General features: G+C 41.2%; 17 protein-coding genes. 8 read left to right on the top strand and 9 right to left on the bottom strand.

Annotated features, from left to right (window positions below; all coding sequences use genetic code 11):
• Positions 1-98: 98 nt before the first annotated feature.
• Together F9817_RS02385 and F9817_RS02380 are read right to left on the bottom strand one after the other, a co-directional pair.
• Entirely contained in the window at positions 99-1,232 is a 1,134-nt protein-coding gene (locus tag F9817_RS02385; protein ID WP_161153365.1) for a flagellin, read from the bottom strand.
• Between the two features lie 438 nt (positions 1,233-1,670).
• The gene (locus tag F9817_RS02380) at positions 1,671-2,804 is read right to left on the bottom strand and encodes a flagellin (RefSeq protein WP_161153364.1); all 1,134 of its coding nucleotides are present in this window, start codon (positions 2,802-2,804) and stop codon (positions 1,671-1,673) included.
• A 443-nt stretch (positions 2,805-3,247) separates the two neighbouring features.
• On the opposite strand from F9817_RS02380, the gene F9817_RS02375 reads away from it, so the two are divergent.
• Positions 3,248-4,378, top strand: coding sequence for a flagellin (locus F9817_RS02375; RefSeq protein ID WP_161153363.1), 1,131 nt, complete (start codon positions 3,248-3,250; stop codon positions 4,376-4,378).
• A gap of 84 nt (positions 4,379-4,462) precedes the next feature.
• Here F9817_RS02375 and F9817_RS02370 read toward each other — a convergent pair whose 3' ends face one another.
• Together F9817_RS02370 and F9817_RS02365 are read right to left on the bottom strand one after the other, a co-directional pair.
• Positions 4,463-5,368 carry a Dyp-type peroxidase gene (locus F9817_RS02370; RefSeq protein ID WP_161153362.1) on the bottom strand — a complete coding sequence of 302 codons (906 nt, stop codon included), beginning with the start codon at positions 5,366-5,368 and terminating at the stop codon, positions 4,463-4,465.
• A 110-nt stretch (positions 5,369-5,478) separates the two neighbouring features.
• The gene (locus F9817_RS02365; RefSeq protein ID WP_161153361.1) at positions 5,479-5,946 is read right to left on the bottom strand and encodes a DUF2919 family protein; all 468 of its coding nucleotides are present in this window, start codon (positions 5,944-5,946) and stop codon (positions 5,479-5,481) included.
• Positions 5,947-6,187: 241 nt separating this feature from the next.
• Between F9817_RS02365 and F9817_RS02360 the strand changes: the two genes are divergently transcribed.
• Positions 6,188-6,541, top strand: coding sequence for a DUF2956 domain-containing protein (locus F9817_RS02360; protein WP_161153360.1), 354 nt, complete (start codon positions 6,188-6,190; stop codon positions 6,539-6,541).
• Positions 6,542-6,584: 43 nt separating this feature from the next.
• Here F9817_RS02360 and F9817_RS02355 read toward each other — a convergent pair whose 3' ends face one another.
• Positions 6,585-6,872: a winged helix-turn-helix domain-containing protein gene (locus F9817_RS02355; protein ID WP_161153359.1), complete on the bottom strand. Its 288-nt coding sequence runs from the start codon at positions 6,870-6,872 to the stop codon at positions 6,585-6,587.
• A gap of 324 nt (positions 6,873-7,196) precedes the next feature.
• Between F9817_RS02355 and F9817_RS02350 the strand changes: the two genes are divergently transcribed.
• From F9817_RS02350 to F9817_RS02335, 4 genes are all read left to right on the top strand, one after another.
• Complete coding sequence (locus tag F9817_RS02350; RefSeq protein WP_161153358.1) at positions 7,197-7,544, top strand: ArsC family reductase; 348 nt, start codon at positions 7,197-7,199, stop codon at positions 7,542-7,544.
• Between the two features lie 14 nt (positions 7,545-7,558).
• Positions 7,559-8,695, top strand: a complete 1,137-nt coding sequence (gene dapE, locus F9817_RS02345) for a succinyl-diaminopimelate desuccinylase (RefSeq protein WP_161153357.1) — start codon at positions 7,559-7,561, stop codon at positions 8,693-8,695.
• A 64-nt stretch (positions 8,696-8,759) separates the two neighbouring features.
• Positions 8,760-9,434 carry a M15 family metallopeptidase gene (locus tag F9817_RS02340; RefSeq protein ID WP_161153356.1) on the top strand — a complete coding sequence of 225 codons (675 nt, stop codon included), beginning with the start codon at positions 8,760-8,762 and terminating at the stop codon, positions 9,432-9,434.
• Positions 9,435-9,462: 28 nt separating this feature from the next.
• Entirely contained in the window at positions 9,463-9,711 is a 249-nt protein-coding gene (locus F9817_RS02335) for a DUF2897 family protein (RefSeq protein ID WP_161153355.1), read from the top strand.
• Between the two features lie 45 nt (positions 9,712-9,756).
• On the opposite strand, the gene bamC is transcribed toward F9817_RS02335, so the two are convergent.
• On the bottom strand, positions 9,757-10,794 hold the full coding sequence (gene bamC, locus F9817_RS02330) for an outer membrane protein assembly factor BamC (protein WP_161153354.1): 1,038 nt from the start codon (positions 10,792-10,794) through the stop codon (positions 9,757-9,759).
• A 69-nt stretch (positions 10,795-10,863) separates the two neighbouring features.
• On the bottom strand, positions 10,864-11,739 hold the full coding sequence (gene dapA, locus F9817_RS02325; RefSeq protein WP_161153353.1) for a 4-hydroxy-tetrahydrodipicolinate synthase: 876 nt from the start codon (positions 11,737-11,739) through the stop codon (positions 10,864-10,866).
• A 280-nt stretch (positions 11,740-12,019) separates the two neighbouring features.
• On the opposite strand from dapA, the gene F9817_RS02320 reads away from it, so the two are divergent.
• On the top strand, positions 12,020-12,562 hold the full coding sequence (locus tag F9817_RS02320) for a glycine cleavage system transcriptional repressor (RefSeq protein WP_161153352.1): 543 nt from the start codon (positions 12,020-12,022) through the stop codon (positions 12,560-12,562).
• Positions 12,563-12,575: 13 nt separating this feature from the next.
• Positions 12,576-13,049, top strand: coding sequence for a thioredoxin-dependent thiol peroxidase (bcp, locus tag F9817_RS02315; RefSeq protein ID WP_161153524.1), 474 nt, complete (start codon positions 12,576-12,578; stop codon positions 13,047-13,049).
• 87 nt (positions 13,050-13,136) lie between these two features.
• Here bcp and F9817_RS02310 read toward each other — a convergent pair whose 3' ends face one another.
• A complete protein-coding gene (locus tag F9817_RS02310) occupies positions 13,137-15,008 on the bottom strand; it encodes a methyl-accepting chemotaxis protein (protein ID WP_161153351.1) in 1,872 nt (623 codons plus the stop codon).
• Between the two features lie 163 nt (positions 15,009-15,171).
• Positions 15,172-16,242, bottom strand: a complete 1,071-nt coding sequence (locus F9817_RS02305) for an AI-2E family transporter (protein WP_161153350.1) — start codon at positions 16,240-16,242, stop codon at positions 15,172-15,174.
• Between the last annotated feature and the right edge of the window lie 306 nt (positions 16,243-16,548).

Here is a 16,548-nt window from a genome sequence, read left to right as displayed (position 1 = left end):
ATCTGTATTAAAAGTGTGATTATCACCTCTTTTTTTATGCAAAAAAAATCCAGCCGAAGCTGGATTTTTGATATAGAGCTAATTTTCTAGCTGATAACTTAACGTAATAAGCTAAGTGCCGCTTGTGGTGCTTGTTTCGCTTGCGCCAAGATTGAACTTGATGCTTGAGAAAGAATCTGTGCTTTCGTCATTGCAGTGGTTTCTTTCGCGAAATCAGTATCACGAATACGGCTGCGAGAAGCATTAACGTTTTCGTTGATGTTATCCAAGTTGCTGATAGCGTGGCCAAAGCGGTTTTGGAATGCACCCAGTGAAGCACGTTGAGAATCTACGTATTTCAATGCAGAGTCGATAACACCAACAGCTTCTTGTGAACCGCCAACAGAAGTAACATCAATATCGTTTACTGTGACTTTCTTACCTGGTTGAAGTTGCAGTTCACCAGCTAAGTTACCGGAGAAAGAGACATCGCCTTTCACTTTATCATCACCAGCAAAGATTTGTAGTTTACCGTCATCATCAACTGATGCTTGAACCATATCAGTCTGACCATTGATATAAGTAGCCAATTCTTCAATATCATCACCTTTCTTAGCTTTGATATCGATATTTTGAACAGTGCCATCTTTACCTGTCAAATTAATGGTTAAGTCATTTTTCCCCGCTTGCACAGTCCAATCTTTATCTTTTGGATTAGCAGCTTTGAATGCAGTGCCGCCCATAGATTCGTTATCGCTACGCATTCCTTTTAGGTTCAACATAACCGCTTCACCGTTATTTGCGCCAATTTGGAATGACTTAGTACCGTAAGTACCATTAAGTAGCTTATTACCACCAAAAGATGTTGTTTCTGCGACGCGGTTTAGTTCGTCATTTAACGCTGTTACTTCTTCTTGAATCGCTTTACGGTCATCTGTAGAGTTTGAACCGTTCGATGATTGCAATGATAAGTCACGCATACGTTGCAGAATGTTGGTTGTTTCCTTCATCGCACCTTCAGCGGTTTGCGCAATGGAAATACCATCGTTTGCGTTGCGTACAGCTACATCCAAGCCGCGACTTTGTGCTGTCAAGCGGTTAGAAATTTGTAGACCTGCCGCATCATCTTTTGCACTGTTGATACGGTAACCTGATGACAAACGTTCCATTGCTGTTTGTTGTGCATCGGTTGCTTTATTTAAGTAACGTTGTGCGGTCATCGCTGATACGTTAGTGTTTACATTAACTGCCATGCTGATATCTCCAATTGATTTTCCGATGTTTCCGGTTTCCGACGTCTCGGAAAACCAAGTAGTCCTCTCAAAGTTACTTTCTGTAACGGCATGAATTTCAGAACCTTTAATGTTTTTTTTCTAATTTAATAAAAAAAGATTCGTCCCGTTGAAAAACGTGATTACATCACCATATTTCACGCTATTTTTAAATTTTTTCTAAAGCTATAGATTCCCGTGTCGATACATTCCCCCCTTCATATTCAGACCGTTTATTTTGCCTAAATAATGAGCGAAAATAGTCTTCATCCACAGCAGAGCCTTACCTAAGAGCGAAACCATTCTCGCTGCAACAGCATCTTGAGGTTACTTGGGTATAAGTGTTCGCGATTAGCTTTTAAAATAAAACAGCCACTATTCAATAGTGGCTGTTGAAATCGGCTTTAGTTATGTCGTTTACTATTGCAATAAGGCGACAACGAGATTTGGCTGCTTTTTAGCTTGCGCTAAGATAGACATGCCAACTTGCTGCAAGATCTGCTGTCGGACCATTTCAGTTGTTTCTTTGGCGTAATCCGTATCTTTAATCCTGCTATTTGAAGCCGCTAAGTTTTCGTGAATATTATCCAGATTACTAATTGCATGCCCGAAGCGGTTCTGCAATGCACCAATACCTGCTCTATTGCTATCAACATACTTCAATGCAGTATCAATAACAGAGACAGCACGCTGCGCCCCACCAACGGACGTAATGTCGATATTGTTTACAGATTCATACCCTGCCAGTCCCATATCAAGCTGACTCGCTAAACTACCACTAAATGACAACGTACCGGAGGTTTTCGCCCCTGCCATATAAATCTGTAACTGCCCATGTTGATTGACAGAAGCAGAAATTTTGTCAGTTTGACCATTAATATAAGTCGCTACTTGCTCAATATCATCACCCGCTTTAGCACTGATATTAATGGTCTGGGAGTGTCCCTTCGCGTCGGTATAATGAATGGTTAACTGATTTTGCCCGGATTCGACGCGCCAACCCTTGTCCGCTTCATTTTTTGCAATGTAACTAAAACCACCCATATTAATGCTGTCAGTTCGCATATTATTCAGTGGTATTTGAACCGCTTCGCCACTTCCAGCACCAATTTGAAATGATGGAGAGCCAAATAAACCATTTAATAACTTCCGTCCACCAAATGATGTTGTTTCAGCAATTCGATTCATTTCATCATTAAGGGCCGCCATTTCTTCTTGTAAAGATTGACGGTCATCATCACTATTTGAACCGTTAGCAGCCTGTAAAGAGAGATCACGCATACGTTGCAACAGGTTCGTCGACTCTTTCATCGCCCCCTCAGCAGTCTGCATAATCGATATTCCATCATTGGCATTCCGTACAGCCACATCCAGCCCGCTCATCTGAGTTTCTAAACGGTTAGAAATCTGTAAGCCCGCCGCATCATCTTTAGCACTGTTAATACGGCTACCCGAAGATAAGCGCTCCAACGACTGATTTAACAGATTCGTTGAATTTGCAAGATGTCTCTGTGCGACTAATGCTGCCACGTTCGTATTTACCGTAATGGCCATAAGCTATCCGCACTATATAAGAGAGTAATCTCATTAATTCTCTTATCGTGCCTAACAAGAAAAACTTTAGAAAAAACTTGATTATTGTGACGAGAAAAGCCTTATTTTCTCTTACCTGTAAAAATAAGCCCTTTCTAATATAAATAACACAAAGCAACTTATTTTATATATAACCTCGACAAAATATCGCGCAACACCTCCTAAAAAACCAAACACTAATTAAGTAAATATTTATTTATTATGATTATTATTTAATATGTTAGGTATTTAAATCACTAATTTTGAGCATTTTTCAATCAAACAGAACTTAAATGCTATTTTTTAAGTTTTATTACTAAAGGTTTCCTTAATCTCTCCGCTAATTATGGGTACATCATACGTTAATGATTTTTGATACAGGGGATTCCGTGTATCAAATGAATATATGTCGGAGTAATTAGAAAGTGACTATCGGGATACGCAGTAACGTTGCTGCCCTAAACGCCCAGCGCTATTTAAATAAATCAAGTGGTAGTCAAGAGGCTGCCATGGAAAAATTAGCCTCAGGTAACCGCATAAACAATGCAACAGACGATGCCGCTGGGTTACAAATATCTAATCGCCTTATGGAACAAAGTAGTGGCTTAAATATGGCGATACAGAATGCGCACAACGGTATTTCTGTTGCTCAAACGGCCGATGGTGCATTAGATGAAACAAGCCAATTGCTAAGAAACATGCGCGATTTATCATTACAAGCCTCCAATGGTTCAAACTCTCAAGATGACCGTAAAGCAATTCAGCAAGATGTTACCGCAATTAATAACGAAATAAATCATATTGCCAAAACTACTACCTTTGCTGGTGATTTATTACTCAATGGCACCTATGGGACCAAATCATTCCAAATCGGTAATGATGGCGGTACTGCAGTACATTTGCATCTGGAGAATATGGGTTCAGACGTCGCAATGATGGGAGGAAAAACCTTTCAAGCGACGAAAGAAGCCGATCAAGACTGGGAAGTTTCTAGTGGTAAAAATGACTTGTCTATCACTTTAAGCAGTGGAGATCAGGCCCAAACCATTAACATTTCAGCTAAAAAAGGGGATGACATTGAAGAGCTTGCCTCTTATATCAATGGACAAACCGACCAGTTACAAGCGTCAGTTAACGAGCATGGCCAACTGCAATTATTTGCTGGTAATAGTAACGTAAACGGCTCAGTAAAAATTACCGGATCATTAGCGGATGAACTAGGCATCAAACAAGGTAAAGATACAACGGTCAATGACATTCAAGTCACGACTGCTGGTGGAGCACAACAAGCTGTTGGCGTCATTGATGCCGCGCTTAAATTTGTGGATCAGCAGCGAGGGCAGCTCGGTGCATTACAAAACAGATTTGATCACACCATCAATAATTTAACCAAAATTAATGAAAATATCATCGCTTCCAATGGCCGGATTCGTGATACAGATTTTGCAAAAACAACCACTGATATGACTAAAGACCAGATTTTATCGCAAGCATCAAGTGCTATTCTGGCGCAAGCGAAACAGTTACCTCAGGCAGCGTTAGGTCTATTACGTTAATTAGCCACTATCCGACATACTTACTATCTAAAATAAAGGACTCCAATGAGCCCTTTATTTTTATCATCTGATTCAACCACAATCTTACGATTCGATCGTCAATGAATTTAACATCTCTTGTGATGGTGCAAAAAAGTAAGCCCCTGTTACCGGCGTAGTAAAACGCAGCATTTGATCAGTTTTACCATCAGACTCACCAAACATACTATTTAACATCACTTGGAAATTATGCAGAGTATTACAATAGGCGATAAACAATAAGCCATGATCACCGGTTACTGAACCATATGGCAAACTATGACGAAGAATTTTTAAGCCTTTGCCATCTTCTTTAATATCGACACGGCCAACATGAGATGCCGGTGGAACATTATCTAGCTCAACAGAATCAGGTTTAGTTCTACCAATCACCTTTTCTTGAGCAGACATATTTAAACGGTTCCACGCAGGTAAGTTATGAATATAACGCTGAACCATGACATAACTACCACCAGCGAATTCACCGTCAGGAACAATAGCGACTTCTTGGCGTTTTTCATTTTTAGGGTTTTCTGTCCCATCAATAAAGCCCGTCATATCTCTCGAATCGAGGTAACGGTAACCATAAACTTCATCAACCACATCAACGTCATCAGCGATGTCAGATAAACAATTACGTAAAACATAAAACAGTAAATCATGGCGAGTTGAATGACAGTGAATTAAGAAATCCATCTCGGTAGTAGGTGCCGTTACCTTATCACTGCCCAACTCAGGAAAATCAACCAACTCAGGAGGCATAGGCGTATTTAGATGCTGCCAAAACGCGTGAGAAAATGAAATAGACACCACCAAGTTGGCACCCGGCTGTTGTTGATTCAATTCTTCAACCAAACGAGGTAATGCTTGTAACTTATCCAGCACCTTAGTTCGGTTCTGTGTGATATTAAACATTGCATATAATGCAAAAGGACCTGCTTCCGGCAGGATTGCAGACTGTGATTGTGACATTGAGTGTGCTCACTTATATTGCTTTCAGTGTTTATTGCCATTCGTCATAGCAATAAATAAATATGGTCACCTAACATCATTTATTAGTGGAGTCCGAATGACGTTGGTGACTATCCCTTTTCTTTAAATGGCCCAATAAAACAAACCTTAACAACTCGACTTTGTTGTAAATACATTCCAAACCACAAAAGTAGCATTAAGGAAAGCCCACTAAACCAATAAAACTGACCATAGTGTAACAAAATGGTGTAGACGCCTATTCCAAATTGCACTAGCGTGATGATAATTGTAATAGGCTTCGCCGAAGCTTGGATAAAATGGGTCAAAGCTTGTCTATCAGGCCCCCTCAAATGCACCAACCACATGTACACCAACGAGGGCAGCCCAAGTACTAACTCTATGTATAAATGACCCTTTTGTGGATAGAACAACTCTAATAATTGAGAGCCTGTATCTCGACTTACTCCAGCCATAACAATTACAACCCAAGCTTTTGCTAACCAACCCCACCCTAGCCACAACCAAATCGGCGGACTGAGATAACCATCCGCATTATATCTATCAATTGAATATTTCACTAACCACCTAATGATTTTAACAATACTTATTACCATTTCATGTGGTTAATTTCTATGCCAAATATAACTATCTCTTGGCTTCCACGAGAAACTGCTATGTATTATCCGCCAAGTAACCTCATTCTACTGTTACTTAGGAATAGGTATCATGTTAATCTATAAAGAAAAATATTGTATCCCCAGATAATCTTAAGCTGCAGGATTCAGCACTGATACATTTACTATTCAATTGGATAATCTTATGAAAAACAAGTCAGTCCCCTCTGTTGAAACGCAAAATGAAGCAGCACAAATCGCCAAAGCAACACAGAAACCAGGACAAACGAAAGAACAAACCAAATTGATTGCTCAAGGAATAGAAAAAGGCATTGCTCTTTATAAAAAACAGCAAAAAGAGAAAAGTAGACAGGCAGATAAAGCCAAAAAAAGAGCTCAAAAACAAAAACAGATAGAACAAGCGATAGATTCTAATGCGACCACTCAGCAAGATATAGATCCGCAACAGGCTTCACAACGTAGTCGCTTCCTACCATGGGCTTTATTGGCAATAAGCTGGGTTGGTTTTATCGCTTACCTGTTAATAAACAAAGCCTAAATTAATGCTGTTTAATAAGAAAAAGCCAGCATGGGCTGGCTTTTTATGCTCTGAATCCAAGGCTTTCTGCAATATCACCTCTACGGTCTAGCACCCATTGACTATCGAATGGTCCCCAATCTGATAATTGATAATAGCCATCGTTATGACGCCGCCCATCTTGAACAAACATGAGCTCAATACCAATACCCGGTAATGCTTTAATCACGTCTTGAATAGTACGACGTGGCCAACCGGTCTTTTCAATCAACTTGGGCACATTTGGTCGTTCAAGGCTCTCAACCAACAATGCTAAATACAGTCGCCTCGCAAAAACTGGACTCAATTCCATTGATACCTCCTAAGTTGTGCAGCACCCATTATTTCTGTTTTAATTTTCAGAGTGTTGAGATTGATCAATAACTCTACGATCGATAGGGTCTTTATCGTAAAATTTGTGCCTCAGCCTTGATTATCACGTGGAATGTTTTGGTGATGCTATGTAAAGCGGCTATTAATGCAATTTTATTCGCCTCAAGTTAAGCATTAATAACCAAACAACCGTCGGGATAGACTTTGTCACATGGCCTGCTTCCTGTTAGGATTTACCCAAATAAGTAACACCCGGCAGCAACATCTGCTAGGGGCATAATAATTCAGTCTCACAAGGATAATTATGAGTATTACCATGTATGGCATCCCAAACTGCGATACCATAAAAAAAGCACGTAAATGGCTAGAACAAGCAGGCATCGACTATCAATTCCATGATTACCGTAAGCAAGGTGTGGATGCAGATATGGTCGCGGAGTTTTGTTCAAACCTTTGCTGGGAAAATGTTTTAAACAAACGTGGCACGACTTACCGCCAACTGACAGCTGAACAAAAAGAATCGTTGAATGAAACTAATGCTGTTGCACTACTCGTGGAAAAACCCGCGATGATCAAACGCCCTATTTTACGCGTTAACAATGATCTACACCTTGGTTTTAAACCTGAACAATACTCTTCTATTTTTGCTTAACAAGGAATTCAAGGATGACGGACAGCCCTGTATTGGCTCTCGCCAAAGACCTCATTAGCCGTAAATCAGTAACACCTGAAGATGCGGGTTGCCAACAAGTAATGATTGAGCGTCTCAAAGCTTTAGGCTTTGAAATAGAAGTCATGGTATTTGAAGATACCACCAACTTTTGGGCCCGCCGTGGCACACAAGCGCCATTGTTTGCCTTTGCTGGCCACACTGATGTCGTCCCCGCGGGTAATCTCGATCACTGGGATACCGCCCCATTTGAGCCCACTGTCATTGACGGTATGCTGCATGGCCGCGGCGCTGCAGATATGAAAGGCTCCCTTGCTTGTATGATCGTAGCAGTCGAGCGATTTATTGCCGAGAATCCTGATCATAATGGATCAATCGCCTTCCTAATTACCTCGGATGAAGAAGGTCCATTCATTAACGGCACCACTCGCGTCGTGGATACTCTAATGGCTCGCAATGAACCCATTGATATGTGCATTGTGGGTGAACCATCCAGCACCAACTATGTCGGCGATGTGGTAAAAAATGGCCGTCGTGGTTCAATTACTGGTGACTTAAAAGTGAAAGGGGTACAAGGTCACGTTGCTTATCCACACTTGGCAAAAAACCCTGTTCATCATGCCCTACCTGCATTAGCTGAACTCGCAGCAACAGAATGGGATAAGGGGAATGACTACTTTCCTCCAACCAGTTTTCAAATTCCTAACCTTCATGCTGGCACAGGCGCTTCTAACGTGGTTCCTGGGGAATGTGACGTTCAGTTCAATTTCCGCTTTAGCACCGAACTCACTGATGTGGCGATAAAAGAAAAAGTTCACGCTATTCTCGATAAACATGCGTTGGATTATGACCTGAAATGGACCCTAAGCGGCCACCCATTTTTAACTGACCAAGGTTCTTTACTGAAATCTGTGGTGAGCGGCGTGACAGAAGTCAATGAAGAAGCACCTCAGTTACTGACCACAGGCGGAACATCAGATGGTCGCTTTATCGCTCGCATGGGAGCTCAAGTTGTCGAGCTTGGTCCTGTGAACGCCACCATACACAAGGTCAATGAGTGCGTTAAAGTTGAAGACCTTGAGAAACTGACGGATATGTACCAACATACTCTTAACCATTTATTGGCTAAGTAATGAATGACCCAAGTTATCTTTTCCGATAACTTGGGCTTTCTTTGATTCTATAAACGGTAACGTCATGACACCAAAGCAATTGACAGGTCAAACAGACACCCATTTGCAACCTGAACAGATAGGCCAAAAAACTTTTTTAGTCGCACCTAGTGTTGCTGACGATTTACACCATCTTCGCCAAGCCGCATTAAACGATGGCTTCAATTTCCATATTGCTAGTGGTTTTCGTTCATTTGAGCGCCAATTATCCATTTGGAATCGCAAAATGTCTGGTGAACTGGCGGTGCTGGATGAAAATAGCCACCCTATCGATATTCATTCGCTCAGTGAAGAAGAACAGATTCAAGCGATTTTACGTTGGTCTGCTTTACCTGGCGCAAGTCGGCATCATTGGGGATCTGACTTTGATGTATTTGACAAAGATGCCCTACCTGACGGGGTTACGTTAAACCTAGAACCAGAAGAGTACCTTAAAGGACATCAACACTCCTTCTATCTATGGTTAAAACAACATGCGGCACAATATGGTTTCTTCTTTCCATTTCAAGGAAAAAACCATGGAGTAGCATTTGAACCTTGGCATATTAGCCATCGAGCAACCGCAACGCATTATCTGCAAAACTTTTCGCTTGAGATGCTCACTCAACAGATCTCTTTAACGCCAATTTTGGGACAACAAGCAATCCTTAATCAGCTACCCTCGATCTACAATCAGTATATTGTCAATATTAGCGATTAGGCTTTCCCTTAAGCTCAGGTGATTCTAAATGGATTTACTATTTAACCCATGGGTTATCAGTATTGTCGTGATTTGTGTGATCGTAGGAAACATAGCGGCGTTGAAATACACTTCACAAATAAAATACGAAGAATTCATGAAGAAAAAAGACCTCGACCGTCTCAATCAGTTAGACAAAGAACGACGTGATGGACACCAAACAGAATCAGTGAACAGTGAGCAGAAAACACACGAACAATTAAACAACGACGAAACATCATCAAAGAATAAGCAATAAAAAAGGATGCAAACAAGCATCCTTTTTCTATCACTTCGATGGCAATTATTTTTCAGCAGGCGCTGGAGATTTAGCCACCACAGAAGACCAAAGCGGTACTAGTGCTTTTAAAATGTCTTCTTTAACTGGCTTACCTTTTGAGTCGGTAAGGTTTATCGATGTACGGTTACCTAAATCACCTAACAGTAAGGTGTACTCTCCAGAATCAAGATCAATAGGTTGAGTATTATGTGCTGTCCAGAAATCGCTATCCGGTTCGTTATACTTTACTTTTACCGTACCTTGAGAACGGTTACGGTCAGTAATATTGAAGCCCATTGGTGTTAGGATTTGCGGTAAACGCTGCCAGAAAACATCATACTCAGCACGAGCTATCATCACAGGCAAACCACTACGATCGTAACCAAACGTAATTGGAATATGTTTCACTAAACGCTGCGCTTTACGCATCTCTTCATGACGTAAATCTGAATCATAACGAGTGGTGATCATATTAGCCATATAGGCCGTATAGCGTGATTTATACTCAGGACTTGGTGTTTTTTGCGTACCTTCACTACGAAAATCAACTAAGTGCACTTTGATCCCAAAGCGATGATTCGCTTGAACACGAGAAATTTGATAACGAGCATCAATTTCACCGTCTTCATCCTTAGAAGCCCAACGAACCCATGCCGTTTCTAACAAAGTATCCGTGGTTTTCACCATAGGAACTTTATTATCTGTTAGTGCTTGTTTGGTTGTGTTCCACACTTTATCCGCTTCATCTTGACGAACCATCCATAACAAAGCATCGCCATTCGACACTTCCGCGCGAGCTCCAGGAATTAATTCGAGGATCTGTTGCGGAGGACGAATATCTACTTTATCGCCTACGCTACCATGGTAGTTACCTTGTGGGATTTGATAATCAGGGTAGAAATGGATAGTAGTACCTTCTGGCATCGCCCACTGATGAAAATCTTTGGCATCCAAATAGGCATAATCGTCTTTTGCTTGACGGCGTTCTGCTGGGGTGCTTGAACAAGCGCTTAACACTAACACAGCTAGTGAGCTAATAACTAGCTGACGCGAAAACTTCATTGAAACTCCTAAAAATAGCCGAGGTACAGAATTGATACCTCGGCATTGTAATCGAAAGTGCCTCAATAATTAAATTTTGGCAGCGGTAATCGCTTCGGCAACAGTTGGTCGAGCTAGTTCAGATAGTTCCGTCAAAGGTAGACGTAGATCACCATTTGAAATCAAACCTAACTTGTGGGCAGCCCATTTTACAGGGATAGGGCTTGATTCAACGAATAAACCTTTGTGTAGAGCCATTAAGCGTTGGTTTATTGCATCAGCTTCAGTATTGTTACCATTGAGTGCGGCATGGACCATTGTCGCCATATCTTTTGCTGCAATATTGTTGGTAACAGAGATAACGCCGTTACCGCCTAATTTAATAGAATCTAAACCCGTTGCATCATCACCACTGAACAAAAGAAAATCTTTGTCACACATTTCACGATGTAGCGATACACGGCTCAAATCACCCGTTGCATCTTTCAAACCAATAATATTGTTAATTTCAGATAAACGAGCCACCGTTTCTGGCTTCATATCAACACCAGTACGACCTGGTACATTGTATAGAATAATTGGGATATCAGTGCCCTGAGCGATCGCCTGATAGTGCAAGAACAAACCTTCTTGAGTTGGCTTATTGTAGTAAGGGGTCACACTTAAATACGCGGCAATGCCCGTTTTATCAAGCAAACGAGAAAACTCTACAGCTTCATGTGTTGCATTAGCGCCAGTTCCAGCAATCACTGGAATACGCCCTGCAGAAAACTCCACGGTTTTTTCTACGACTTTGACATGCTCTTCAACGGTCAGAGTGGCAGATTCACCTGTCGTCCCTACAGAAACAATAGCGTCAGTCCCCGAAGCGATATGATATTCGACCAACTTCTTGAGGTCTGCATAATCCACTTCGCCAGCTGAGGTAAAGGGGGTAATTAACGCTACGATACTTCCTGAAAACATGTCTATCTCCCTAGATGAATACTCTCTGCATGGTACTGCATCGTCGTTGTGCAACACAAGAGATTAAACACGCTTAAACAGACCATTTTTATGAATATTTATCAGATGTTAGAACTAAAGCAAGAATACTGTTTTAACATACTTAATTAACAAAGGCTTGTAGTCAATGTCAGTCTTATGCCATTTTGATGCAAAGCGAAACTAAAAAGCCTTTTGCTCGCGCTTTCCCTATACATCAGGTGTGATAACATTAACGAAAAAGACATTGTGAAGAAATAGCATGACTCAACACTTAGTGATTACTGCGGTAGGGACAGACCGCCCCGGCATTTGTAACGAAATAGTCCGGCTCGTCACGCAATCAGAGCTAAATATCGTCGATAGCCGTATTGCGTTGTTTGGAAAGGAATTTACGCTAATCATGTTAGTCTCAGGGAGCCCTAGCGCCCTGTCACGTATCGAAACTAGACTGCCTCTTCTAGGCCAAGAGCATGATCTGATCACAATGATGAAACGTACAACGCCGCATGAAAGCCTAGATAATAGTTATTTAGTTGAAGTATTTATCGAATCTGAAGATAAACCAGGCTTAACTGAAAAATTCACAAATTTCTTTGCAAATCAAAATATTGGAATGGAATCCCTGAGTGCCCAAACCATCAACAAAGATAAAGTATCTAGCACCACCGATCAATTCCATATTGCAATTACTGCAAAAGTGGACGGCGAGTATAACTTAATGCAGTTACAGGAGGAGTTCGGTCAGTTATGTGACACTCTCAATGTACAAGGCTCTTTAAATTTCATTAAAAATAGTCAGTAATAAAGGAAGCATGATGAATACACTGCAAGCAGGAGATAAAGCTCCAGCTTTTTCTCTCCCAGACCAAGACGGAAACGCGATATCTTTAAGCGATTTTCCTGGTAAAAAAGTTCTACTTTATTTTTACCCGAAAGCAATGACGCCAGGTTGTACCGTTCAAGCTCAAGGCATGCGTGATGTAAAAGCAGAGCTCGACGAACTGAACGTGGTCGTACTTGGTGTCAGTATCGATCCAGTAAAACGCTTAGGAAAATTTATTGAACGCGATAACCTAAACTTCACGCTTCTTTCTGATGAAGACCATGCAGTCGCTGAAAAATTTGGCGTTTGGGGTGAAAAAAAGTTCATGGGCAAAGTCTATGATGGCTTACATCGCATCAGCTTTTTAATTAATGAGCAAGGTGAGATTGAACATGTGTTTAATAAATTCAAAACGAAAACTCACCATGAAGTTGTTCTCGACTACCTTAACCAGGGAACCAAATAACAACTAATCACTCATCATAAAAAATGAATAGTTATTCAAAAGAAACGTCGCCAATTGGCGACGTTTTTATTGAAAAATGAATCAAGATTACACAATAAATTTACTCATGATCGCCGCTTGCTCTCGGACATTTTCCGTTTGAGCTTCTAAGGACACGTTGGACCCTTCAGCGATATCCGCAACTTGAGTAGATAAATCTTTAATCTTCACAGTGTTATTATTAATTTCTTCCGCGACTAAACTTTGCTCTTCTGCCGCTGAAGCAATTTGAATGTTCATATCATTGATTTGAGAAATAGCCGCTCGTATCGTTTGTAATGCCGTATCTGCTAGTTTTGATTTCTCAACAGCATCGATAGCAGTCGTTTTACTCTCATTCATCGCAACAGAAACTGAACTAGCTCCAGCTTGCAGCTGTTCAATCATTGTTTTTATTTCCGTCGTCGACTGTTGAGTTCGTGATGCTAAAGTTCGGACCTCATCAGCTACGACGGCAAATCCACGCCCAGATTCTCCCGCTCGAGCGGCTTCGATCGCCGCATTAAGCGCAAGAAGGTTAGTCTGCTCAGCAATTTCACTGATCACTTTCAAAATAGTTTCAATGTTAGCTGTCGCGGATTCAAGGCCATGAACTTCTTCAACAGCTTGATCAATGCGGGCGGACAATTCATCGATAGAACGAGTGGTATCATTTACCACATTGGTTCCCTCTTCAGTTGCAATATCCGCTTCTTTAGCTGCGGAGGCCGCACTTTGAGCATTACCTGCCACCTGTGTCGCCGTCACTGACATTTCATGCATTGCCGTTGCAAGCTGTTCAAGTTCTTGTAACTGTTGTTGTAAAGCATCTACTGATTGCCGAGAGCCCTGCAGCGTTTGCTCTGTACCATGAATAATTTCTTGACCAATCGCTTTGGATTGCTGGATAAGTTGCTGCAAGGTACCATTAAAGGTGTTAAAACCTTCGGCAAGTTCGGCAAATTCTGGATCCGTGTTGGTATCGATACGCTGAGTTAAATCACCGTGCCCAGATGCCACATCTTTAATCGCATCACGTAATACAACCAGAGGTCGCATCAAGAAACGAATCAGTAACGTCAAGCAAACAACACTAATCACTAACGCGATAACAGCATAAATAATTGAGCTATTTCTCAATTTGCTTAATGCAGAAAAAGCGACCGACTCATCCACAATAGAACCCACATACCATCCTTCTGATGGGATAGGCGTTAAACCAACCAGATACTTATTACCGTTGAGAGTGACCTCTTGTGAGCCCTGTTGAACCTTCACACCAGGTAAATATTCGCTGACGTTTTTACCATTGTTTTTAATATCAGGATGAGCAATTGTGGTGCCATTAGAAGTGATAAGGAAAAGGTAGCCGGCATCAAATAGATTCACAGAATTGACTAATTTCGCAAGCTTACTCAACTCTAGGTCATAAAACATCGAACCGATATATTGCCCATCTTTTTCCACTGGAGTGCTGATTGATATGATCATTTTTTTGGTCGACATATCAAGATAAGGCTGGGTAATTGTTATCTTACCTGCATTTTTAGCATCCTTATACCAAGGACGAACACGAGGATCATAATCTGCTGCTGGAACCCATCCATCATCATTTTCGACCGTTTTACCATCGCTTTGGTAACCTAACCCTATGGCAAGAAAGTTACTTTTTAACGTCGGCTTTTCAATCACATTTTTAACATAATCACGATTGGTAGGATCAATAGCTAATATTTCTGTAGCCGCTTGAGCCATCGATTTCTTGCTTTGCATTTCAGAGCTAATGGTGTTTTCTACCCCATTAACCATCTCTTTCAAACTTGTATTTACCAATGACTCAACTTGAGTCCGCACAGTCGACAACTGCTGAATCGACAGTAAAGCTATTGTTACTAATAGCAATACTGACGAAGCAGCAACGATTTTTTGACTAAATTTCATATATTCCCTCTACAACTTACTATCCTAATTTAGTTCTCGCGCGCATTATTAGCTCACCGTTAAGTACTATCGGCAAGGTTATGCAAATACTTGAATGAAATGACAATAATTTACGAATTATTCGCATCAAACTGAGTGGATGGTGCGATGTACTCGGTCAAGATCACGGTGTATTAGCCATCTCATCATCCTGAGCGGGTAACGCATGCCAAACAGCTTTGACTAAGGTTGCGAGTGGAATAGCAAAAAATACCCCCCAAAACCCCCATAGCCCACCAAAAATCAGGACAGCTGCGATAATAGCCACGGGATGGAGATTAACGGCTTCAGAAAATAAGATAGGCACAAGTACGTTTCCATCTAGCGCTTGAATAATGCCATAGGCCACCAACAGAGTATAAAATTCAGGACTCATTCCCCATTGGAATAAACCAACAATCGCAACAGGTACCGTCACCGCAGCGGCCCCTATGTACGGAATTAATACCGATAGACCAACCGCCACGGCCAAAAGTACCGAGTAACGCAAATCAAGCACCGCAAAAGTAACATAGCTGACAAGACCAACAATGAGAATTTCCAATACCTTACCACGGATATAGTTAGAAATTTGTTGGTTCATTTCTACCCAGACTTGTTTAGCGAGCACTCGATTCCGAGGCATCAATTTACTCACAGATCCCATCATTTGGTTTTTATCTTTAAGAAAAAAGAACACCAATAAAGGCACTAAAATCAGATAAATCGCTAATGTGGCAATACTGACTAATGATGAGAGAGATTCAGTGACAATCGATTCACCGACCCCTAACGCCTTGTCTTTTGCGTTATTCATTATGGGTTCTACGATATCTAAATCCGCTAATTCTGGATAACGTTGGGGAATCGTCGCGATAAATTTTTGCAGCCCGTTATACATTGATGGAATATCATTAACCAAATTCGCGATCTGCTTCCACATGGTAGGTACCAGTCCTAACAGCGCAATTAACATCACACCTATAAAAAGCAGTAACACCAACACAACTGCTACAGTCCGCGGCAATTTTAGACGGCGCAGCTGTACCACAGGCCATTCAAGTAAATAAGCAAGCACAACGGCAACGAGTAAAGGTGCTATCAAATCACCAAAAAAGTAGATAACAATAAATCCGAATAGCAGAATGGCGATAAGACTGACAGCATTGGGATCGGAAAAACGCCGTTGATACCAACGACTCACCATTTCAAACATGAATCCCTAACTCCTTTAAATGTAAATACTTGGGGAATGCTACACAATGGGAGCAGATAACCCACAACATCGTTGTGCTGGTTTTCTTTCAAGAAGCATAGCGTTGCGCTAATCACAGTGCCAGTAGTTGGACGGGCAGAGACTTTCCGATTATGAAATAAATCTTTAGTGAGTAAAGCACTAAATCGTGAGCGAATATGACAAAGATGATTGAGGAAACTTTATTGACTCCTCATTGATATTTAAAACTACAGCCCCACGTATAGTAAACCAATGATATGAGTCACGTTATGTCTGAATTTCAAA

Source organism: Vibrio eleionomae, assembly GCF_009874545.1.
Taxonomy (GTDB): Bacteria; Pseudomonadota; Gammaproteobacteria; order Enterobacterales; family Vibrionaceae; genus Vibrio; species Vibrio nitrifigilis.
This window is presented reverse-complemented; position numbering and strand designations above follow the sequence as displayed.